The 23,669-nt window shown below is 56.4% G+C and carries 15 protein-coding genes; 6 read left to right on the top strand and 9 right to left on the bottom strand.

Annotation, left to right across the window (positions count from 1 at the left end; all coding sequences use genetic code 11):
• Window positions 1–19: 19 nt before the first annotated feature.
• The 3 genes from AC19YY_RS17415 to treP form a co-directional block, all read right to left on the bottom strand.
• Window positions 20–1,240 (bottom strand): maltoporin, encoded by a 1,221-nt coding sequence (locus AC19YY_RS17415; protein WP_170042961.1) that lies wholly within the window; start codon window positions 1,238–1,240, stop codon window positions 20–22.
• 70 nt (window positions 1,241–1,310) lie between these two features.
• A complete protein-coding gene (treC, locus tag AC19YY_RS17410; protein ID WP_500604588.1) occupies window positions 1,311–2,957 on the bottom strand; it encodes an alpha,alpha-phosphotrehalase in 1,647 nt (548 codons plus the stop codon).
• Window positions 2,958–3,076: 119 nt separating this feature from the next.
• Window positions 3,077–4,519, bottom strand: a complete 1,443-nt coding sequence (treP, locus tag AC19YY_RS17405) for a PTS system trehalose-specific EIIBC component (RefSeq protein ID WP_170042963.1) — start codon at window positions 4,517–4,519, stop codon at window positions 3,077–3,079.
• A 200-nt stretch (window positions 4,520–4,719) separates the two neighbouring features.
• Between treP and treR the strand changes: the two genes are divergently transcribed.
• The 4 genes from treR to AC19YY_RS17385 all read left to right on the top strand — a co-directional run bounded on the left by treR (window position 4,720) and on the right by AC19YY_RS17385 (window position 9,811).
• Complete coding sequence (gene treR, locus AC19YY_RS17400) at window positions 4,720–5,424, top strand: trehalose operon repressor (protein ID WP_169956677.1); 705 nt, start codon at window positions 4,720–4,722, stop codon at window positions 5,422–5,424.
• 64 nt (window positions 5,425–5,488) lie between these two features.
• On the top strand, window positions 5,489–8,521 hold the full coding sequence (locus AC19YY_RS17395; RefSeq protein ID WP_500604587.1) for a dermonecrotic toxin domain-containing protein: 3,033 nt from the start codon (window positions 5,489–5,491) through the stop codon (window positions 8,519–8,521).
• A 119-nt stretch (window positions 8,522–8,640) separates the two neighbouring features.
• A complete protein-coding gene (locus AC19YY_RS17390; RefSeq protein WP_500604586.1) occupies window positions 8,641–9,411 on the top strand; it encodes an APH(3')-II family aminoglycoside O-phosphotransferase in 771 nt (256 codons plus the stop codon).
• An 88-nt stretch (window positions 9,412–9,499) separates the two neighbouring features.
• Entirely contained in the window at window positions 9,500–9,811 is a 312-nt protein-coding gene (locus AC19YY_RS17385; protein ID WP_169956683.1) for a hypothetical protein, read from the top strand.
• 502 nt (window positions 9,812–10,313) lie between these two features.
• Here the strand turns inward: AC19YY_RS17385 and AC19YY_RS17380 are convergent.
• The 6 genes from AC19YY_RS17380 to AC19YY_RS17355 form a co-directional block, all read right to left on the bottom strand.
• On the bottom strand, window positions 10,314–13,322 hold the full coding sequence (locus AC19YY_RS17380; protein ID WP_500604585.1) for a helicase: 3,009 nt from the start codon (window positions 13,320–13,322) through the stop codon (window positions 10,314–10,316).
• Window positions 13,319–15,121 carry a phospholipase D family protein gene (locus AC19YY_RS17375; protein ID WP_500604584.1) on the bottom strand — a complete coding sequence of 601 codons (1,803 nt, stop codon included), beginning with the start codon at window positions 15,119–15,121 and terminating at the stop codon, window positions 13,319–13,321. The genes AC19YY_RS17380 and AC19YY_RS17375 overlap by 4 nt, the downstream gene beginning before the upstream one ends.
• The gene (locus AC19YY_RS17370; RefSeq protein ID WP_240997171.1) at window positions 15,121–16,335 is read right to left on the bottom strand and encodes a DUF6361 family protein; all 1,215 of its coding nucleotides are present in this window, start codon (window positions 16,333–16,335) and stop codon (window positions 15,121–15,123) included. Before AC19YY_RS17370 ends, AC19YY_RS17375 begins: the two co-directional genes overlap by 1 nt.
• Window positions 16,336–16,580: 245 nt before the next feature.
• Window positions 16,581–17,387, bottom strand: coding sequence for a hypothetical protein (locus AC19YY_RS17365; RefSeq protein ID WP_500604583.1), 807 nt, complete (start codon window positions 17,385–17,387; stop codon window positions 16,581–16,583).
• A gap of 312 nt (window positions 17,388–17,699) precedes the next feature.
• A complete protein-coding gene (locus AC19YY_RS17360; RefSeq protein WP_500604582.1) occupies window positions 17,700–19,571 on the bottom strand; it encodes a hypothetical protein in 1,872 nt (623 codons plus the stop codon).
• A 235-nt stretch (window positions 19,572–19,806) separates the two neighbouring features.
• The gene (locus AC19YY_RS17355) at window positions 19,807–20,001 is read right to left on the bottom strand and encodes a transcriptional regulator (protein ID WP_122554678.1); all 195 of its coding nucleotides are present in this window, start codon (window positions 19,999–20,001) and stop codon (window positions 19,807–19,809) included.
• 387 nt (window positions 20,002–20,388) lie between these two features.
• Here AC19YY_RS17355 and AC19YY_RS17350 point away from each other — a divergent pair, with 387 nt between their 5' ends.
• Together AC19YY_RS17350 and AC19YY_RS17345 are read left to right on the top strand one after the other, a co-directional pair.
• Window positions 20,389–21,594, top strand: a complete 1,206-nt coding sequence (locus AC19YY_RS17350) for a hypothetical protein (RefSeq protein ID WP_500604581.1) — start codon at window positions 20,389–20,391, stop codon at window positions 21,592–21,594.
• A 122-nt stretch (window positions 21,595–21,716) separates the two neighbouring features.
• Window positions 21,717–23,489, top strand: a complete 1,773-nt coding sequence (locus AC19YY_RS17345) for an ATP-dependent nuclease (protein WP_122554679.1) — start codon at window positions 21,717–21,719, stop codon at window positions 23,487–23,489.
• Window positions 23,490–23,669: the final 180 nt, after the last annotated feature.

Below are 23,669 nucleotides of genomic sequence, written 5' to 3'. Positions count from 1 at the left end.
TCCCACATAAAGCCGGTGTTTATTTCCACCAGTATTCGACCTGCACACCGAAGTTGGAACCGTGGCGCGCGGTGCCATAGGAGCCGGTGTCGGACAACGCCGAACCCGCCGCCAGTTCATTGGCCGCGCGCTTGGCTGCTTGGTTCCAGGTGGCATAGGTGTAATACAAGCGCACCTCCGGCCGCGCCCAGAAATCCGGGCCCTTGGGCGACCAGGTCGGGGCGAAGGTGAACTTGCTGAGTTTGCGCGTGCCGCCGCTGGCGTCGACCTGATCGTGGCCCAGTTCGGTGACCAGCTTGAACTGTTCGCTGATGGCATACGCCGGGCGCACACCGACAGACATCCAGGTCTGGTCCTGGCTGCCGGGGCGCACGTCTTTCTGGTACACCGCCTCCACCTGGCCGCCAAAGCGCGGGGTCACTTGCCAGTCAAAAAACTCCACCGCGCGGTAGCTTTTGCTACTGCGCTCCAGAGCTGTATTCCCGGTGTAGCCCAGGCCGGTGCCCGGCCCTTCGCCGTACTGCAGGGCGAACTTGTTCTTGCCACCGAGGAACGCGGCCTGCACATGCTGCGCAGTGAGGGCCCAGCCACTGTGGGTGTCGCGCCCGCCCGCCTGTTCGATATAGCTCAGGCCCAGTTCCAGTTCGCCGCCGGGGTTGGTCTTGAAGCCTGCGACGTTGAAGTCGTGACGGGTGGCGTATTGCTTCTGGTACAGGTTGTCCTTGCGCGACAGGGCGTAGCTGTACTTCAGATCGCCGATCAGCACGTCCTCGATGCCGCCGCCGGTGGCGCTCTGGTTCCAGTAGTAGAAGTCGGAGATATGGATGTCGTTACGTTTGTAGTAGCGCCGACCGGCCCACAGTGAGCCGCCGTTGAGGCTGGGCATGTTCGACCATTGCGCATACATCTGCGGCATGCGCGCCGAGCCGTTATTTTCACCCTGGAACTTCAGTTCGCGGTCGTATTTGTTATACAGCGAGGCCATGGCATCCACGCTCAGCACCGAACCGTCGTCCAGGGTGAACAGGTCCTGGCGCAACTCCAGCTCGGCATATTGCTCGCATTCGTTACCCAGGCGGTACTTGGATTGGGCGCCCGGCAGTTGGAAACATTGCTGCGGGCCGCTGCCGGTCGAGGTGCCGGCGCCGCTGCGCAGGTAGCCGGCAAACTCCAGGGCGTGGGCCGCCAGGGGCAGGGTCAGGCAGGATGCGACGAGGCCCAGCTTTATTGTTGTTTTCATGAAGCGCTCCATTATTTTTTTTATTTTTCCCTGTCGGAGCCGGCAAACCGGCTCCTGAAAAGGGGATGTTTCAGTCGGTCAGGTGCAGCACAAAAGACTCGTAAGGACGCAAGATGAGCGTGTCGGTGCGCACCGGGCAGTCGGGGTAGTTGCTGATCAGCAGGCGTTGCGCGCTCGCCGAGCCAATCACGCTGTGAGGCAGTTGGATTTCGCAGGGCTGGCCGTAGAAGTTGTTCAGCACCAGCAGGCGTTCGCCATGGCCTTCGCGCAGGTACGCCCAGACCTTGTCGTGGTCCTGTAGCAGTTGGCGGTAAACACCCTCCTGGATCAGCGGCTCAAGGCGCCGCAAAACGATCAAGGCCCGGTAGTGATGCAGCACCGAATCCGGGTCATCCAGCTGGCTCTGGACATTGATCTGCGCCGCATTGGCCGGGATGCCGATCCACGGTTCAGCGCGGCTGAAACCGGCATTGGCCTGGCTGTTCCACTGCATCGGCGTGCGCCCGTTGTCACGGGACTTCTGCATGATCGCGGCCATACTCGAGGCCTCGGACTCACCGGCATCGCGCTTGAGGCGGTAGATGTTCAGGGTCTCGACATCACGGTACTGCTCGATGCTGTCAAAGCCCGGATTGGTCATGCCCAGCTCTTCGCCCTGGTACACAAACGGCGTGCCCTGCAGGAAGTGCAAAGCGGTGGCGAGCATCTTGGCCGAGACCACGCGGTGCTCGCCGTCATCGCCAAACCGCGAGACCACCCGCGGCTGGTCGTGGTTACACCAGAACAGCGCGTTCCAGCCGCCACCGGCCTGCATGCCCATTTGCCAGTCGGAAAGAATCTGCTTGAGCTGCAGGAAATCGAAGTCGGCGCGCACCCACTTTTGCAGGTTGGGGTAATCGACTTTCAGGTGATGAAAGTTGAAGGTCATCGACAGTTCTTTCGACTCAGGGCGAGAGTAGCGAATGCAGTGTTCGAGACTGGTGGAGGACATCTCGCCGACGTTGATCAGCGCGTGGCCCTCGAACACTTCGCGGTGCATTTCCTGCAGGTAGGCATGCACGTTCGGGCCGTCGGTGTAGAAACGCCGGCCGTCGCTGTTGTCTTCGGGGAAATCCGCCGGCTTGGAGATCAGGTTGATCACGTCCAGGCGAAAGCCGCCCACGCCCTTGTCACGCCAGAAGCGCATGAGTTTGTAGACCTCGGCGCGCACCTTGGGGTTGTCCCAATTGAGGTCGGCCTGGGTGTGGTCGAACAGGTGCAGGAAATACTGGCCGGTCTGCGCCTCGTATTCCCAGGCCGAACCGCCGAACTTGGATTGCCAGTTGTTCGGCTGGTCGCGCCAGATGTAGAAGTCGCGGTACGGGTTGTCGAGGCTGCTGCGTGCCTGCTGGAACCACTCGTGCTCCATGGAGGTGTGGTTGACCACAATATCAAGCATCAGCTTGATGCCGCGCTTGGCCGCTTCGCTGATCAGCAGGTCGCAGTCGGCCATGGTCCCGTAGCTGGGGTCGATGGCGTAGTAGTCGCTGATGTCGTAGCCGTTGTCGCGCTGGGGCGAGCGCAGGAACGGGGTGATCCACAGGTAATCGACGCCCAGCCACTGGAGGTAGTCGAGCTTGTCCACGATGCCCAGCAGGTCACCGGTGGCGTTACCCGCGTGGCTGTGGAAGCTTTTGGGGTAGATCTGGTAGATCACCGAGTGTTGCCAGTCTTGCATGGTGGGTTCCTTCAATTGAGTGGTGTAGCGGCCTTGCGGGCCTCATCGCGGGCAAGCCCGGCTCCCACAGTTGAAATGCATTCCTCTGTGGGAGCTGGCTTGCCTGCGATAGCGATCTATCAGGCGACGCGATAACCCGGCCGCACAATTTTCATGCTTAACCCACAGGTCAAAACAAACGGCACCACAATCGCGACGGCCATGCCGATGACAAAGCTTGGGATGTATTGCGGGATGATCGAGATGAATCCGGGCAAGCCGCCAACCCCGATGGCCGAGGCCTGGACCTTGTTCAGCGAGAGGAAAATGCTGCCCAGGGCCGAACCCAGCAACGCGGCATAGAACGGAAACTTGAAGCGCAGGTTGACCCCGAACATCGCCGGCTCCGTGATGCCGAAGTAGGCGGAAATCGCCGAGGTCGAGGCCATGCTTTTGTCTCGCGCATTGCGGCTCATGTAGAACACGCCGAGGGCTGCACTGCCCTGGGCCAGGTTGGACATGACGATCATCGGCCAGATAAACGTGCCACCCTGGGTCGAGATCAGTTGCAGGTCCACGGCAAGGAACATGTGGTGCATGCCGGTAATCACCAGCGGTGCATACAGCAGGCCGAAAATCGCCCCGCCCACCATTGGCGCCAGGTCAAACAGGGTGACCACGCCTTCGGTGATCAGGATGCCGAGGTGCCGGGTGACCGGGCCGATGATCGCCAGGGCCAGCACGCCGGTGACGACGATGGTGGTGATCGGCACGACAAGCAATTGAATGGCATTCGGCACCCGCGCCCGCAGCCATTTTTCAATCACGCTCATGACGTAGGCGGCCATCAGGATCGGCAGGATCTGGCCTTGATAGCCAACCTTCTCGATCTGGAACCAGCCCAGAATGTCGAAGTACGGCAGGCTCTGGCCGTCGAGCCCGGCCACCGCCTTGCCGTAGTTCCAGGCATTGAGCAGGTCCGGGTGGACTAGCATCAGGCCGAGCACGATGCCGAGGATTTCACTGCCACCAAAACGCTTGGCCGCCGACCAGCCCACCAGCGCCGGCAGGAACACAAACGAGGTGTTGGCCATCAGGTTGATCAGGCTCCACAGGCCATCCAGGTTCGGATAGGCCTCCAGCAACGTCTGGCCCTCGATGAACATGCCCTTGGCGCCCATCAGGTTGTTGATGCCCATTAGCAGGCCGGCAATGATCAGCGCCGGCAGGATGGGCATGAACACATCGGAGAACACCCGCACCAGGCGCTGCATGGCGTTGGTCTTGTCGGCGCCCTTTTTCTTCACGTCGGCGATGGTGGCGGCGGCCAGGCCGGTCTGTTCGCGCAGGGCGGCGTAGACCTTTTCTACTTCGCCGGGGCCGATGACGATCTGGAACAGGCCGCCGGTGAAGAACGAGCCCTTGACCAGGTCGACCTGGTTCAACGCACTGGCGTTGACCAGGCTCGGGTCCTTGAGCGCCAGGCGCAGGCGCGTCACGCAGTGGGCCGCTTGCTCAAGGTTATCGCTGCCGCCGAGGTTCAGGAGAATCTCGCGGGCAATGTTGGAATAGTCGTGGCTCATGCTTGGTCTTCCACTTTAGATTCTTGTTATTGGCAGCACGCCGAGGGCAAAAGTACTCGTCTGTACGAGTTAAAGCAACAACTCGTCTGTACGAGTTGTAAAAATATTCGCCCAGCGCTTTCCAAGGGTCCAATGGACAAAGCCCACCTGTGCCACTAAGGTTCCTGCCTTGAACGCAAACGCGGCACAGAGCCCTCTCCATGAGTAAATACAACCAGATCTACACCGATCTGCTTGCCAGCATCACCACCGAACGCCTGCAACGCGGCACGCGCCTGCCTTCTGAAACCGAATTGATGCAGACCTACCAGGCCAGCCGTGGCACCGTGCGCCGGGCCATCGAGCAGTTGCAGGAGCGCGGGTTTGCGCAAAAAATCCACGGCAAGGGCACCTTCGTGCTGTCGCCCAACCCGATTGAGTTTCAACTGGGCGGCATCGTCAGCTTCCACGAAACCCACGCCGACCTGGGCGATGACGTACGCACCGAAGTGGTTGAGTTCACCCAACTCCCGCTGGAAGGTTCGCTGCTGCAACACATCGAGGCCGATCCCGGCACCCTGATCACCCGCATCAAGCGCGTGCGGCGCATTGGCGGCAAACGGGTGATCCTCGATATCAACCACTTCGTTGCCGAGCTGATCCCGGGCTTGGACCAGACGATTGCCGAACAGTCGATCTACGCCTTCATCGAACAAACCCTGCACCTGCAGATCAGCTACGCCCAGCGCACCATCGAAGCCCTGCCCCGCAGCAAGGACGACCAGGCGCACCTGGACCTCGACGGCCAGAGCCATGTGATCGTGGTGAGCAACCAGACGTTTTTGCAGGATGGGCGCCAGTTCGAGTACACCGAGTCGCGGCATACCCTGGATAAGTTCTACTTCTCCGATATCGCCCGGCGTTAATTATCTACCCACACCCACTCTGAAGCGCTTGGCATGCTCGCCTCCCCCCCTCAAGGAGAGCAGCATGCCACTTGCCGACACATCCCCCGCCGCCCAGCAACAACTTCGCGCCCTGGCCCCCGTGGTACTGGATGCCTGCCCGAACATGCAGGCGATGGCCATCGAGGCCGCCGGTGAAATCCTCACGAAACATGGCCTGGCGCACCTGGATCCCGATCAGGTGTACTGGCACCGCTTCAGCCGCGGCACCGGTGATCCGGCGACCTTTACCGGCTGGAGCCATAACGAAAAACCCCAGGCGTCGATGACCCTGACGCAGTTGGTCATGCACCGCTTCGAGGTGCATGACCAGGATAATGCCGACCTGCTCGACGGCGATGGCGGCTTCTACAGCGAGGGTGCCCAGGCGCGAGTGTTCGATCAGCACAACGAAGTGCAGCTGTCCGCCAGCGCCGTGCTCCATGATTTCTGGGCGATCAATTTCAGCGATCGCTACACCACGCGCGTGGAGCAATTCTGGAGTACCCACCACCACCATTTCCGCACCCTGGCCAAGGTCAATTGCCTGGCCCAGGCCCTGCAAGCGCGACAGGCCGGGCACCTCGACGAGGAGCAGTTGCAGAAGGTGACCAAGGCCCTTGCCGGCAACCTGGGCTGGCCGCCGACCCTGCCCGACCTGCAAGCCGAGGCAACCCCGGCAAGCGGGCTACGCGTGGCGGCACTGGATATTGGCGGGCATATCGCCACGGACATCCTGCGTATTGTCGATGGCGATGGCCGACAAATCCTCTACGTCCCCGGCGAGGCCCAGGCCTTCCACTGCCTTGAGACGCCTGCCGACCTGCATTTCTGGCTGTTGAACCAGACCAACCACGCCGATAACCGCGCGCGTTTCATGGCCCATTTCCCCTTGTCGGCCCAGGTCCAGCAGGACGACACCGACGCCGTGACCTGGAAGCAAATGCTGCTGACGCCCGTGCTGATCTACCGCACCGCCCAGGCCGTGGCCGGCACGCTGCCGCCAGACTGGGTGGACAAAGGCCTGAACCACCAACTCGACCAGCTGTTTACCGACTGGGGCACGTGGGACCACCACCTGATCAATCAAGCCGACCAGCCCCTCGACGGCGACGCCTTTACCTGGCTCGCACAGTCGAGCCGTGCGCGCATGGACAACGATGCGCAGTTCTCCCTGCAGAGCAACGGCGACCTGCGCAAGAAGCTGTGGATCGGCTACCTGGCCGCCTTTGGCAAGACCTTCGGACCAATGGCCGTGGCAGGCTGGCCGGTGGCCCTGGTGGTGATGGGCGCCAGCGTGGCCAGTCTGGGCCTGAATATCGACCAGGCGATCAATGGCAAAACCCCGGCCGAACGCCGCGCGGGAGCGCTGGGCGCGGTCCTCAGTGCTATCGATGCGGTGTTCAACCTGACGCTGCTGAAGGCCGACGGCGTCATGCCGCAGATCGCCGAAACAGTCGATACCGTGGCGATTGAACACACTACGCCCGCCGTTATACCCATGTCGCCAGAACCGACCGTACCTGCCAGCTACCAAAGCAACCTGATCCTGGAAGGTGAAACCCTCAACACCGCACCCGGCAAGTTTCGCCAGGTCTATACCCTCAAAACCTCCAGCGGCATGCCGCAGCACGCCATTATGCTCAACGATGAAGCCTATTACGTACGCTACGAAGCCGACCCCAACGGCCACGGTTTCTGGGCGATCGTCGACCCAAGTAACCCCCATGGCTTTTCCGGCTCGCTGCCAGTGCGCCTGAACGAACTCAACGAATGGGAACCCGTCAGCGCCAGCAAAGGGTTGAAAGGCGGTGGCGGCAACTCCAGCAAGGCCGCACACACGCCAGCGCCCTCCCCTAGCGAGGAACCGGTGACTGCCCCCGTCAACCCGCTGCGCCGGGTCACTACCCCCTTCGACACCCCGCCCTCGACCCGCACGCACATAAGAAAGTGGGTACTGGGCCTGCCTGAAACCCATGTTCAAAGCCGCTTCGGGCGCATCGACCGCTTCACGTATTACTTCGGCGTCACTCACGACAAACTGCTGCAAACGGCGAAAGACTTCTTTACCGAACTGCCCTGGAACCGACTTCCAGCGCGCCCGGACATCCCCGCGTTCGAGCCCACTACGCCCTTTGCCGAAATCATCGAGCGCCTGCCCGAAGACATACCCGGATACGTCATCGGTGAAACCCTGGACCGCATCGCCAGCACCCGCCTGGTGATCGACAACCTGCCCCTCTTCGCGCGCAAAGGTGTGAAGACCCTATATCTGCGCCGCCTGCTCAACGATTTTGTCCAGGATGACTTGAACCTCTATTCGCGCACCGGGGTGATGTCCGAAGACCTGGAAAGCTACCTGAACCGGCTGGGCACCGACCCGGCAGGCCAGTACAACGAGCTGGAGTTGGTCAAGACTGCCAGGGCCAATGGCATCCGCGTGCAGGCTCTGGACTGCGTCGCCCACTACAAGTACCCCAACCCCACCGCCAACCTTTCAGAGCAAGCGATGAGTAACTACCTCGCCCATACCATTATCCAGGCCGACCAGGCCCTCAATGGCGGCGGCAAGTGGCTGGTGCTCACTGGCGCGCGAAACATCAATACCTTCAATGGCTTTGCCGGTATCAGTGAACTGCACGGCGGCATCGGACTGCGGGTCGAGGAGGTGCTTCCCGGGCAAGGCAGCGACATACGCATTGACCCCGGCATCGACATCGACCGCGACAGTGCACCTGCCCACGAACACGTCGGAGACAGCTTCGACACCTTGCATGCCGACCTGCGGGTGCAAGTGGAGGCACCGCTGGTGCACAGGACCCTGGAGCAAAACCAGCGGCTGCTGTTTCGCAAGGGCATGTACCTGATCGATGCAAGCCAGGGCCGCTATACCCTGCTGCATCACAGCCGCGCCATGAGCGTCGTCCGTACCCCCATCAACCGATTGGCCGATGGTAGCTTCTCCATCGACCGGCCGGCCTGGCCCGGGGTACATAACGTGCACTTCGCGACCCTGGAAAAGCTGTCCAGCGCCCTCACCAATATGGGCTTGAACCTGCAATGCCGGCTGCCCGCTTGACGCCCCCCGCGCGCGCCAGGCAGTAAAACGCCTGCCGCGCGGGGCGCCCATGACAAGCCGAGGCCAAACGTTGTTTAATCGGCGTTTGACAACGCTCAGGCGAGGACCGGGACAGCACCGTGAACATTCCAGAAAAGTGGCGTGAACAGTTCCCCCTCGCACTCATCGAACAACAGGCCATCGGCGAGTCCCGGGCTGACGTGTTTCGACTGCGCAGGGACAACGGCCCAGACCTGTTCCTGAAAGCCGAGCCCCTGGTCGAACACGCCGAGCTTGCCGACGAAATCGAACGCCTGCACTGGCTGCAGCAACAGGGCCTGCCAGCGCCAGTGGTACTGGACCAAGTGCAGGAAAACTATCACCACTGGCTGCTGATGAGCGCCATGCCGGGACAGGACCTGGCCAGCAGCAGCGCGCTTTCTGCCGCGCAGATCATCGACGTCCTGGCCACCGCCTTGCGCACATTGCACCAGGTACCCGTGGCGCAATGCCCCTTCGATCACAACCTGGAACAGCGCATCACCGTCGCCCAGGAACACGTCGACGCCGGGCTGATTGATGGGACGGACTTCGACGATGAGCGACTGGGACGCAGCGTCCGCGATGTGTTTGCCGAACTCCTCGCGACACGGCCCGCCACCCACGACCTGGTGGTGACGCACGGCGATGCGTGCCTGCCAAACTTCATGGCAGCGGGCGGTCACTTCAGTGGTTTTATTGACTGCGGTCGCCTTGGAGTCAGCGACCGCTATCAAGACCTGGCCCTGGCGGCACGCAGCGTCGAACGCAACCTGGGGCGGGAATGGGTAAGGCCGTTCTTTGAGCTGTATGGTGTGGAGCCTGATGAGCAGCGAATGGCTTTTTACTGCCTGTTGGATGAGTTTTTCTAATTGCTCCTGAGCAGCCCTCGACACTACCTCGACAAGCTCGCTGATACGACGCATCCGATATATGAGTCAAACCATGAGGAAGAACGCCATGCTCATCAAGAGCCTGTTGCTGAGTTTTTGCGCTGTGTTATTGGTTGGCTGCACGGGCCGGGGTTTTCAACCTCCGCCGCCGGAATTTACCAATTGGAAGAAAATCGGAGTGTCTGAAGAAGGCGTCAAGAGTGCTATGACCGCCTGCGGCTATACCAACCTGATAGGGACGGGGGACAGGACGCCGATTGACCAGGTACTCACGCGGTTTTATTGCATGAAAGACGCCGGTTTCAAGCGCACAGATAACATTGACCTGTGCAAGGAAGGCCGCATCGGCGAATCACCGGTGTGCGAAGGCCGCCGGTAATCCATTGGGGGGTTGGTGGTAGTAGCGCTGGGCAGTCGCGCCTTCTCGACCGCCATCACCGGGGAACCTGGCGAGCCCTAATACCAGTCAGTTAAGCGGATTCTGCTTTCTGTAGGAGCGAGCTTGCTCGCGAAGGACGTCAACGATAACGCGTGTTTGCTAGGTAAACGCGGCGCTCTCAAGTTCTTCGCGAGCAAGCTCGCTCCTACAAAAAGGCTTAACTGACGGGCATTATGGCGAGCCCCAAAAAGCCAAAAGCCCGCAATTAAGCGGGCTTGAGGGTACTTTTTGCTAGGGGGTGCCGGTCAGTGCCGGACGCCCAATCATTCCCACTCTATTATTAACAAGCAGGTAAACCTCAGGAAAAACGGCGCTTCTGGAGAGTTGAATCGCACAAGACCATGAAAAATACCATTTTACATCTCAGCGCATCATTCGTTATCTGTCGCAGATTATGCCGTAACACTCAGGAGTAATTCCCCTTACTGACTCGCCTACAAGACTAGCCAAGTCGTCGATGTGCGAAGGCTGACAGGTTCAACGTCAAGCCCTGCAGCAACCGCAGGACCTCTGGATCGTTGTCCGTGAGAAGCTCGACCAGATCCTCTTGGTCAGGTTGCCCAAGCGCTACGCGATATAGGAGGCGTTGCATCTTCAGCTTGGCAAATCGATCGATGTCGCGGCTCTGCGGCAGGGCGAACAGGTGGCGTTTGAGGTCAGCACCGGGCAGCGTCCACCAAGGTGTGAGGCCGGTTTCGTCATCTTTGAAAGCCTCGTCGGCAACTTTTGCTATCGCGTCCCAGGGAGAGGTCAGGTCGCGCCGGGCCGTGGTCAAGGCGTCCTTTCCGAGCTTGTCGGCGAGCGGACGGCGGACGGTGAGGCCGCCAAAACGCTGAACGCGGCCCTCGCGCTGTTCGAGATCAACCGGGCTTGAGCAAAGGTCCCAATGCCCGAGACGGTCGCACCAGCTATGGAAATCGAGACCTTCCTGGCCAACTGAGGTGGTCGCGAGAACATAGGGCCAGAACGGCGTATTGAACGCGCTGCGAATCTCCTCCGAGCGCGCGGGCGTCTGGTTGTCGTCGCCCAGATCCTGACGCTGCGTCTCGCTCTCAGTGCCGCCGAACGGCACAGCGGCATGGCAGCGGATGCGGATCTTCTCTTTCTTCGCCAGCCCTTTGAAGCCGAACGTCCCGACATTTGCAGAAAGCGCTCCAGACAGGTCGTCGATAAGGCCGATGCCACCCACCTTGGATTTGCGTAGCCAGAAATGCTCGTCGAGCACCGCTTCGAGACAACCCTCGATGCAGGCGCGCTGATATTTGACCGTCGCATCGTCTCCCGGCAGTACCGACCAAAAGACCGGACGATCCAGATAGGTGCGTAGCTTGGTCCAGCAGAACCGCGCCAACTTACGATAATGCTGACCTTTATAGTCGAAGAGCTCCGGGAGATGGCGATAGAGCGCGCGCCCGGCGACAACACCCGGTGCGCCGAGCGCCATGTCGACCAGCGCGTCGAGCTCCCACTTACTGATCCAGCTAATCGGCTCCGCCTGCTGACGCTGTTCGAGGAGGGATTTGAGAGCCGCGTCATTCAGCGCCACCCCTCCCCACTCCTTTTGGATCGCTGCAAACTCGCGAACGTGCGGCTGCGGCTGCGCTGATTCGATCGCTGCGAGCACCGCCCAAGCTGGTTTGCGACGGCGACCATCACGCTTGTTGGGCGCCTCGAGCGCAATGGATGCCGGTAGTGCCCGAATGATCTGCTGCCTTGCCCGAGCACGAACTTGCTTGAACGAGGCGCCGTCGCGGACGTCGAGCGGATCGACGGCGCGGATCAGGAACGGGCTCGGGTGGAAGAGCACGAAGGTCGGCCCTTGATTAGGCTTAGGATTGAGATGGCGCTTTTTCCAAGCGTTCATATAAGGCAGGGAGCTTCTCCCTACGAACTTGCGCTCGACCTCCAGGCTTACCAGCGCCGCGACGCTTTGCGGCGTTGCCCTAAATCGGCTGAAGATCATCATCTTTTGGGGTCGCCTCACCTTAGCCCAAGGGCCTGCAGGATCCCACCAACTCAACGACGGCAGCATCCAGGGTAAAGCGAGCGCATCGGTTGGCAAGATATCGCCGAGCGCCCGGAGCTTGGCACTCCCCCAGGCATCTTTCGGTGGCTTGGCCCAAGTCGTGATGCCAAGATGCGGGACGCTGCGCGTCACCGGGAACTCCACACCACGTGTGATTTGATAGCGGTCGCCGAGGGCCTGTGCAGGCAAAGGGACCGACAGCCAATAGGCGATCGTGGCGGTCTTCAGGTTCTTGGGCACCCCAGCGGTAAAATGGCGATAGACGTGTAGGTCGTGCGGCTCTATGCGCACAGGCTTAGGCGATGATTCGCTACTTTCTCGAGCGGCAGGACGTTCCGTCCGAGACATGAGCGGCGTCAGCAGTCTCTCTAACTGATGCTTGATCGCCTCAGCCTCGCCGATCGCCGCCCCACGGCTCTCGACCGGCAGGCGGCCGATCGCGTGCAGCAGATCGCCGAATCGGCGGAATTGGGTCTCAGCCTTGCAACGAACATCAGCACCGCCCAGAAACGCGATGAGTTCGAACAGTTCGACGTGCGGAGCGACGCCCGCGCCGGTCTCCCAACGCTCCGCATAGAAGCGGTAAGGCGTGGCCGAGATCAACAGGATTGGCGGCGGCGAGGAGCCGCTCTTGCCTTCGAGCATCTGGCGCGCGAGTGGATTGTCCGCGCGCGCATCGAGCAGTTCGCGGTAGCACTGGAACTCGTCGAGGATCACAAGATCCGGCCTCGCGGAGTCAAGCGCCGCTTGCGCCAGAGCCTTGCGCATTAGACCGATCGTGTGGCCGTTTGAGATCATCTCGTCATTGGCTGCTTGCGAGATGGTCTTGCGCGCAGCCCTGCCAAACTCTCCTCTGAGCGCCCTGCCATAGGCGGTCTTGAAGGCAACTGAGGCATATTCGAACTTTCGCTCGGCTTCGGCGAGAGCCCAGACCCAGCCTGTCGTCGCGCCGTGCTCAATGAATTTGTCCGGAAACGTGTTTGTCAGCCCTGGATAAATCTCATCTAGCAACAGTTTGATAAAGGCACGTTCGACAGCTTTGCCGCCGTAGAGGCGCTTCTTGCTGGAGAAGGACGTGTGGGGCGTAAATGCATAGAGCCGCAGGCTGCCGGTACGTTTCTCCTCAATCGGGATCAGACCGACGCGATCAATCTTCGAGAGCGCCGCGTCGGCGGCATCCTCGTCCAGGAAGCGCAGCAGTTCGACCTTGTTCTGATCAGCGACCTTGTGACCGCTCGAGATGTAATAGACCGTGAACTTGCGGGCGTTATGGGCGAGCGCCGCGAGCGTGTCGCGAGCGACGACGGTCTTGCCGAGGCCAACCTCGTCAGCAACGAGGAACCGGCGAAGCTGATTTCCGCCGGAAAGAGCTTTTGTAGCCGCTGCGACCGTCGCTTGCTGGAACGGCTTGGACCGGGCACTCATGAGGCGAGTTGCATGCGTGCGATCGCCCAAATCTGCGCGAGCTCGTTCAAATCTTTCTTCTCCGCTGTGGTGAGGTTCTCGTCATGGGCAAGTAGCGCTTCGACATAAGGCCCGAAGTGTTTATCAACCCTTGTGAACGCCCTCTCATCGCGAGCCCAAGCGGTGAGGATGTCTTCGAGCGTCAAACGGCTATAGCTCAGCGCCTTGCGCCCATTGGCCGGCCCTTCCATTTCTTCGTCCCAGGCAACGTCACCGATCGGAATGGTTTCTCCGCCTAGCATCGCCCGCATCCAATCGTGGAAAGCGCGCAGCCCCAAGTGACTGGCGAGAGCGGCGAGGTCGCGCTTTTCGTCGAGCGGGGGATCGACCGTCACGCGCTGCATCCACCGCGCTGATTCCCCGGCTGAGGTTATGCGGACCTGGATGAACGCTGATTGGATCGACAGCGGAATAGCCCCGAGATCGAGCCGGACACCGTCCTGGGGCCACTCGAGAAGATCGCCATTGGCATGCCCGGCGGACAGGCGGTGGCTCGCATCCGTGAGTTGCGGCTCTGCTCTCGCATCGAGGACGAAGCGATCGTCATCACGGCGGAGGATCGGATCCCACGATGCCATGAGCGCCTTGCGTGATTCTTCTAGCGCATCCCCCTTGCTGGTGTCGGCGGGATTGGTCTGCGCAAGTTCCTCGATCGTGACCGGGGTGGCCTTGCCAATCAGGAAATCGAGGCCGGCATTGAACGCGTCGCCCGCTTCGAGCTCGACCATTACTTCGGAATTCCTGCCAGCCCAAGCGCGGTCAGTGGCGTTGGCGCTGCCAACGCGGACGATTGTGGTGTCACCCTGATGAAAAGCGACGAGCTTGGCATGAAGCGCAAGAGGCTGCGGCTCGGCTTCGTCGTCCGACATTGAGGTCTTGGGTACCTCCGGAGCCTTCTCCTCAATGGTCTCATCTGGTGCCGCATAGGCGAGGACACGTGAAAAGGCCGCGAGCGACGATCCCGAACGGTTCGCAATCTCGACCAACGCAGGCATCGAGGAGACCAAGGTGCGCGCGCCGGTCGGGCCCCAGCGCCCCGCTGCTTTCAGAAACTTTGGCGAGAGAAACGGGCTAACGATCGTGATGCCATCGATAGTGCCCGCAGGAGGCTCGACGGCCAGAGCGACACCGTCTTCGAGACCGTTGAGAAGAGCCCGCAGTCGAAAGCCCGCCGGTGCCTCCCACCAGACAGAGTCCAGTTCCTCACTTATGGCCGAGGCATCCGCCCGACCGGCCGCTCTGGCAAGGCTAGCGCCAAGATCACCAATGCCGTCGAGGCGCATTCGACCTTTTCCACGCTTTCCATATCCGTCGAGAAGCACGCCCACCTCAAGGTCCTGTGACCGGGTGAGGTTCCGGCTCCCGACCCATAGCTTCCAGCGGGTCGGCCCCTTCTGGCCTTCGTATGCCACGAGTGCGATCTTTGGATGCCAACTGCGGAAACGCTCGTCATGCGTCTGCTCAATCACGAATTGGTCGAGAATACCCGCGACCCTCGGTAGCGCGACCGACCGCACGATTCTCCCGCGCTGAACCATGATCCGCACACGGTGCCGCAACTGATCAACCGCTTCCGCGAAATCGATCGCCGCGCCAGAGCCCTTCTCATTATTACGACCGATCAGCGCCAGCAGCATCGCTGCGATGGCCGAAAGGTCCACCGAATAGGTCGCGAACAGCGCCAGACGGACCGTCTCGCCGCGCTCTGGGCGAAGCTCGTCAAGATAGGGCTGTCCGTCCCATGCAGGCGGGCGCTCCATTAAGCGACGCCCTCCAAGTCCCGGAGAAGGCGTTTTACATTGCCCCAGCGGTAGTGAAGCGGATGCGCAAAGCCATGATTCTCGGCCTGCCACTCCATGCGCCGATCGACACCGAACTGGTTGTTAGCGAGGCGCGACCGATCACCTTTTCGGCTGTACTCGGCCCTGCTATAGACATCGAGCAGGGAAGCTGGATTCTTCGTCCTCGAGCGGATCCAAGCGAGCGTCTCGCAAAGCACCGCTTCGACGGGCGCGGGGAGGTGGCCGACATCTTCGAGGAACTGAGCGAAATCGAGGGCCCCCGCCTGCGCCCCCCATTCATCAACGACATCCCCGAGTCTCGCACGGTGCAGCTTCTCCTGGGGGCGCTTGTCTCGGGTTTCCTTCAAGGACTCAACAAGTGCGGCATAGACAGCCCGGCCAATCGCCGAGAGCGCGGCTGCCTGTCCGGCGCGCTTCAGAAGAGCGGCGTCCTTACCCGCAAGGCTAAGGATCTCGTCGCCCCAGCAATGCACGGCATCGTCCAGCGGACGCCCCACGAGCTTGGCAAAAAGGGAGGGCTCGCTCGGGTCGCTCGGTGAACGGACAGAGCGAAGCTTGCGAGCCAAGAATTCCTGTTCACGTGCCGAGAGCTCGAGCGTCAACTTGCCGTCGCCGTCCCATCCCGCCGGTGCTTCGATTAGACCCGTGATCGGCCATGCGACCGCATCGATGGGCTTGCCGTCGTCATCCTGCATCGACCGCTTGCTTCCGGCCGCGAGCAGCCGCGCCATGTCGGGGCGGCTCCAAGGACGTCCGTCGGGGCGGGCGCCTATCAGTCCCCATTTCGTGAGCGCCGTCCAGTAGACATAGGCAGGCGGCTGGCTGATGGGCCGAGGAAAGACTTCACCACCGATCACGCCGTCAGGCTCCCCTTCACTGCCCTTGAATTGAAGGCGGCCGGTCAGCCTATGCTCGAGATCAATGAATGCATGTGCGAAATCTTTGGGGGACGGCCGCTTCGCCCGCAAGCTCTGATATAGCCAAGGGATGAGAAGCGCGTATCGGAGTCGGGTGTGCAGGACCGAGGTGCCCGGGAAGAAATGGTCTGCGTAACGTTGGTGAACAATTAGGAAGCCAACCTCATCGCGGACCCCGGAGCTGACACCGAACATCATCTGCTCTGCCTGCCCAAGTGCCTTTCGCGAAAGAAATGTAAAGCCAAAAGATGACAAGAGGCTGCTCCCTATGAACTCTACACATCAGATTGCTGTTTGATACCAGATAAAGCACCAGTTCCCCGGCTCACAGTATTGACCTCGCGCAGCGCCGTGATCAACCACATTATCCATGCGTTACGCGGCTGATCACGGTGATCCGGAAGCAGCGATATACCTCACAATCCGAGGCATTCACATAGGGATGCAAGGAAGTTTATATATAGCAACTACTCCAGGCGAGTTCTAACCTGCCGATTAAATCATTTATCGCTAAACTTATAGCTAATCGAGACACTCTCCGAACTGACAATTACTACCGAATGCGCGTTAGTGCTGTTCTCGCCCGCCACTTCCAAATAATAAAGCTCGGGAGTTCTTAAAAGCAGCTTTCCTTCAATGGTACTACCAGAAACAGATTTACCAAATCCTAACGGCTCGGTTAGCACAACAGGCATTCCCCCAACACGCATCTGAAACAGAGCGTTACCGGCAAGCGCAGCCGCATAGGAATGAAATATAACAGGAGTAACCAGTGCTATCCCTGAAAAAACCAACGGCACCCACCAGCGATTGATTTTCCCATCAATGCCATTAGAAATCCAAAAGAGTACATAGCCTCCTATCAAAAACGCGAAGAATAATGTTGCAACCAAGAGATCATAACTCTTAGCGTAATACGCAACACCCAGTAGTCCCACAGCAATCAAAAGCGCTGCCCCAGTTGACAAAGCAACTAAAAGCCAAGGAGCTTTCGCCTTCCAAAATATAGCAGCCCCCATCAAAGACACAGACAAGACAATAAAATTAAATAGGACATTCAAACTAATAATACGCATACCTCCCTGCTGCGAGCCAAAGATCTCGTAAGCAAAAAAACCATGCTGTCGCATATAGATGGACAGCAACAAACTAGGCAGCGCGGACAACGTCATGGCGAGCAGTGCTGCAGAGCCAAGGTACTTGATGAGGCCCCGCTTATTTTCGACCACTACTTTGAGAAGTTCCTTTTTTGCACCGCCCCCCCTTTCCCAAAACAGTACACCTAACATCAACAGTACAAAAAACATTCCCACTACAAAACCTCTCCCTATCAGCGAACAAAACAATACGCACCTACTGACTGCTACACACAGCAGGACCCATAGAGCAGCGTGTATTCTTTTCGGCTAACGCAGCAGAAACTTAAGCGCCGCACAAACAAAAAGCCCGCAATTAGGCAGGCTTTTGGGGTATATGAAAAGAACTCACTCCGACTCTATTATCAATTAGTATCAATTCCTCAACAGATACGGCCACTCCGCCGAGCAAAATCACTTAAACCATGAAAAGCACCATGTTGAGTTTTTGGCGTATCATTCGTCTCTATGGCTTCAAATACACTACGCTTTGAGCACCGACATCAACCCCTTCAAACCCTCGATCAATTGTAAATCGCCCTGAGTCGGCAGTAGATTCTTAACAATCGCATTAGCCTCTTCTGCCGCAGCAATGCATCGTGTATTTTTACCTTCCGTCCTCAGCATGTGCAAAGCGTAATACAAAAGAGCGTATGCGAGCGGACTTGGATCCCCAAATGGTTCACTCACCATTAGCCCACGGGCAGCGTCCAATGCTTGACCGCAGTATCGCTCCATCTCCTGAGGAGTTGACTCAATCATAAGTCCAGCTGCACACAGTTCCAAACACGTATTAGTGAACTCTCTGGCATACATGGATGGAAATTTCTTTGACAAAGTTTCAAGCAGAGGAATTAGTTCTTCAAATAACTTCAATGCCTTCAGAGCTTCACCTGAGCTGAGCATTAGACTCGCTTTGCTAGACAGATATCGCACTTGTTGTTCTGGGGATTGATTATCCGAACTTAATACTTCACCTCTAAACTGTTCAATCCGATCAAATGTTTCATTAGCCTTGTGACTCTCCCCCATGGCATTATAGGTAGTCGCCAAATTCACAAGATTTTTGATCAACTTAGCGTCGAAGCGACCGACCTCTACTCCCAGAATTTTTTTAAATGTTACTTGAAGATTCTCATACCAGGCCATCGAATTTTCAAGATTATTTTTCGCCGCCTCAAAATCCCCCCGCGCATAATAAATAGTTCCAAGATTATGCAAAAAATCAGGGATAAATGGAGTGATGGATGGATCGCCTTGCAGCATGTTAGAAGCCATCTCTAGACCATTATTAAACACGGCCTCAGCTTGATCGAGGAGATCAGCATTGAAATAAATTGTTCCAACTTCCTCATAGCAAGCCACATTTCTAAATAAAAGCTCCGAAAATTTATCACTGAGCTCGTCGCACGTTTTTAGAGTTTGACCTGCAAAATCACAAGCCTCCGAGGCCTCCCCATTGAGCAAGAGCAAGATAGCCCGAAAAATCCGTTCATCAATATTCTGGGAAAGTCCATTTAACATAGTACTCTGCAGAGACAATAGTTCATCTTTCTGAGCGTCTAGCTGCTTTTCATTTAAAACGGCTAACGCCCCAGCTATATCTCCTGCCAAAAACCTGGTGATGCTTGCCGAACAAAGCTTTGAAACTTCTTCCGGCTGGAATTTAGATAGTTTTTCGATTAGAGCGTTAACCTGAGATTCGAGTGAGCTCTTCTCTTCTTGCAGCAGATTAAGACGGCGATTATTATTCTCCAACTCCGAGGCAGCCAAAGCAACATTCAGATCAACGAAAGCTTGTTTTTCTCTGATTGTATTTTTAAGTGTTTCCATCTCATCGAGCATCACCTGATATCGAGGTATTCTCAGGTAGAACTTGTTCAAATCCTCCGGACTTGCTGCAGCAAGGCGATGGATCTGAACAATTTGCTCCCAACTCTGCTTCGCCGCTCTGATCTGGTCTTCAGATATCCCACTGGTCAAACCAGTTGCTCGATGAGCAAGATCGTGATCATTTGGGCAAAGTACTGCGAGGTTAGGATATGTATTGTCTTGTGACAGCTCATACTTAATGATGTGATGAATGACATACCCATCACTTTTCACACCCTTACAGCAGCAACATGTAAAGTTATTATTTTCAAGCAAACCTTGAATTACAGCAAAGTCAATAGCCTGACGAGTAAGATACTCTTTAACAATTTTAGCCTCCGACTCCGCAATACTATAGGTACTCTGTAGCTTCGACAGAGACAGCACGCGAAACTCTGTGACAGACAACCCCAGAGAGTCGTACTTGGAGGCTAAGTTACTAGGAACCCCATACTTAAGGTAGGTCTTGGCTAAATTTCTCATATCTAATCTTAAAATTAATTAAATATATATACTAACACTATTACCGCCACTTGGTAAATCTTGCTTCAGGCATCATGTTGCTTCCACCCTGCTGGCGGCAGCACAAGAGACATCGTTGCAATCACATGGTACAAGCTAACGAGATAAACGTTTCGTCTCGACTGTCCGCCATAACCTAATTTGCAAAACCTACTACGAAATAAGCGTCCCCAATGCATCAACCAACCTTTCTAGATCATTTGAGCTTCGTCCCTGTCTGAGAGACTATTCCCAGCGTATCGTGCCCGAATGCTTCAGCCATATGCCGCAACAGAATAGCCAACTCAGCCGGATCGCCGTCTCGGCGAACGTAGGCGAGCAGTTCAGCGGCGTAGATCGGGTCCGCGTGTAAATTCTCAACCATAAACTCGTCATGCGATCTTTCTTTCATCTGGTGGCGTCCTCCTTGCTAGCTGCGCGATTCAACGTCGCTAGATCCACATCAATGGGATGTGATCTGTGTTGCGAACGACGCCGCGTGCTAGCAGAGCCGGACATGTATGTTCTGGGTAACAGCCTAACGCAATGCACAACGCCAGTGTGCCCGCTGCTGGTTCACCTCACAATCAGGCTCGACGAATTCCATAAACACAGCCAATGCTCTACGCCCGACCTTGAGGATCGTCAGCCTTAATGCTGGTCCTACGAATAGTCTACTTATGGGCCATGTGCTAAAGAAAATTAGTCCTCGGAGCAAAGTTTACCTACACTCCGTTACTGAGCCGTTTTCTCCTACACTCCTCATTGAGGGGCTTTGTCTACCAGCCAGGCGAATGAGATGGATCTTTTCAATACAAAAATACCACAAAATAAACTGCATGAATCTTTCAAACAGATCTGCAGCGACCCTAATTATGCCCCAGTAAAAGACGTGATCCAGTCGTGGGGTAAAGGACTGCTGGAAAGATCAGGAGAGCAAACCAAGTTTATTAACGAATTTCAAACCACTTTCAATTCTGCCTTTTGGGAACTATATCTCAACAAAATGTTTATCGAACTGGGTTTTTCTGTCGATTACACCAAAGGAAGCCCAGACTTTTGCGTGAGCACCTCCGACGGATACCAGTTTAACATTGAGGCAGTCGTATCTGATCGCCCCCAAGATCCTTCAACACAGACAAACTCGTTCAACGAAAAAAAATTCAAGGACCACTGCACCATTAAACTTATAGGCAAGATAAAAGACAAAAAAGATCTTTTCACAGGAGTTAATGAAAAAAAGTTCCCCTACTCGTCACTTGAGCATGTTCGTGGCAGGCCCTTCGTAATTGCAATTGCTCCATTTGATAGCGATCTATCGCTTACACAAAATAACGAAATCATAAACCGCGTACTTTTTGGTATCGAGCCCCCTGACGCAGACACGTTTCAAACGGGTAAACAAAAAAAGACTGCATCAATTAACAAACCATCAGGTGCGCCAATTGAACTGGGAATATTCACCAATGACTCCTATAAAGAAATTAGTGCAGTCATTTTTTCAACCACTGGAACTTTCGGCAAAGCAGTAGTTGAAAGTGGCATCGAAAGAATCGTGAGAGCAACTAATTTCAGAGAGTTCAACAGGAATGAATTCATTACCCATCAAGGATTGAAAAACCTCGGAATAAATAACTATAAAATAGGACCACTAAACTATCTAGTGACCAGCAGATACGACTTCGGTGGCAGCATCGCTGGTTCCGACATACATATTTATCATTCATCCCACCATAGAGAAACTCATTTTGATGGTTTGCACATATATTACAATCCCTATGCCACGATCCCTCTTGATACCAGTGTCATAGCGCCTATGGAAATTACTCATAACTTTTACGACATTGAAACCGACTCCCCCACTCAAAAACATCCTGACGGCGCTTTAGTATCTAGACAGCTTTACGAACCAACAACCAACAATTTAAAGTTTCTTCTTAGCGCACACTCAAAGCAAATATTAAATGAGTTGCACAGACAGAAAAACAACCCTACAACAGACTGACAACAATTAAATCACGCTTAAATTTCGACTACCGATTTTTTGGCAAAGAACTGTATCGAGTCGATTATAAAATCCACACATCACAATCGCAACGAACAATTCAACAGACATAGGAAAATAAAATGCATCATATTTCAGAGGTTAGGATTCAGAATTTTAAGTCTATATCTGACGGATTGTTCCAACTTTCGCATTACACGCCTTTAGTCGGCTACAACAATGCTGGTAAGACAAACATAATTCGAGCGCTGGGTTGGATTATCAAGCGTTCCAGCCTCCCCGCAGAAGATTTCCATAATTCAAATCAGCCCATTGTTGTCGAAGCGGAAATATCCGGAATCACAGCCGAAGTCCTCGATGCCATCGGCAACGCCCATCGCGGGCGTATTGAGCCTCTGGTCGTCGATGGCTGCATACGTATTAGGCGGACACAAATGACGCCGGGCCAAACGGCCGCAACCATACGCTTCGAGGTGCTCAAACATGAGGACGGCCATGATGAATGGGTAGTGAACCCAGCAGGCATTGACCCCGCGATCAGCGCCTTATTTCCAGAGCCCATTTTCATTGGGGCCATGGAGAATGCTACAGAGGACGTGGCGAAGTTCGGTAACGGTACGACAATCGGCAAGCTCCTAAAAGAGATAATGACTCCCGTCATAGAGCGGCATTCGCCTGCAGTTGCGGAAGCACTACAAAATGTTGGCAGACGATTATCCGCAAATTCCGCCGACAAAGACGAGACGTTAGTCGATCTCGACGAGCGCATTCAAAGCCAGCTTTCAAAACTCTTCCCGGGCGTATCTGTAAAGACTCACATTCCGGTGCCGGAGTTTTCTGACTTTATGAAATCAGCAACGATACGAATTTTCGAAGAAGGATATGAAAATCCGGACGGTCGGGATGCCTCGTCATTCGGGCATGGTGCTCAGCGCTCAATCCAGATAGCGCTCATCAAGTGTCTTGCCGAAGTTCGAAGGGAGGGTGGTGGAAACGCGGGCAGAACTACGCTTCTTCTCATTGATGAACCCGAGCTTTATCTGCACCCACAGGCCATAGAGGTCGTGCGAGCAGCCCTAAGCCGCTTAGCTGGGGACGGGTATCAAGTCGTCATTACAACGCATTCGGCGAATATGATCTCGCGCTCAGATGCGCCCAATACCCTCCTGATCCGCAGAAGCGTTGCGGAAGGAACAAAGTGCTATCCCCGTATTAAGGACGCGGTGATAGAAGCGATTGATGATGCTAATCATCAATCGGAAACGCTCTTCGCCCTTTCGAACTCAAGCAAAATCCTGTTTTCGGAGCGTGTCGTAATCACAGAAGGCAAGACAGAGCGAACTATCCTGCCCGCAATCTTTTATGATGCGTTTGGGGCCACGCCTGACGAAGAGAAGATCGGCCTGGTGGATATTGGAGGTACACCCAATATTCCTGACACGTTGAAAGTTCTCAGAGCAATGGGAATGCCCTGCAAGGCAATTGTTGACCTTGACTTCGCATTTAGAATAGCTCCGATTAAAGCTCTCCTCGATCCGGCCCATGCGGACCTCGCCGCCTGCAAGGCGATTCTCGCTCAGCTAAGAGACGATGGGCATGTCGGGCTTGATGCAGAAGGGCTTCCCACCAAGCATAACGGAGTCTCGGCCGCCGCCGCCTTCGAGATACTTGCAAGACAGGCTAACGCGATTCCATGCATTGCAAGGCTGCATGAGGAATTAAAAGCTGTTGGCGTGTGGATATGGACAAAAGGTGCAATTGAGGCTCACCTCGGTATAGCCAAGACAAGCGCGGCGCACATAGCGTTTATAGCTGGCCTCGCAGATGAGGCATATAAAGCCGCAATCCCAGACTTTCCGTCAGTCACCGATGCAATGACGTGGCTGCGCGCCTGATAGAGATCGATGTAAATCCAACTGAAGCGGGTCAATTTCTCGACCCGTGCATTTCGGCGGCTAACGATCCCCAGCACAATTTACAACTTCACGCACGATGAAAAGCTGGAAGCTCGCCACCTCAAATCGAGGATGAAGTGTAACCGAACAGCAAACACACCTATCGAACTCCTAAGTTAA

This window comes from Pseudomonas sp. MF09156 (assembly GCF_059862305.1).
Note: the sequence above shows the minus strand (reverse complement) of the source record. Positions and strands in the feature narration are given on the sequence as shown.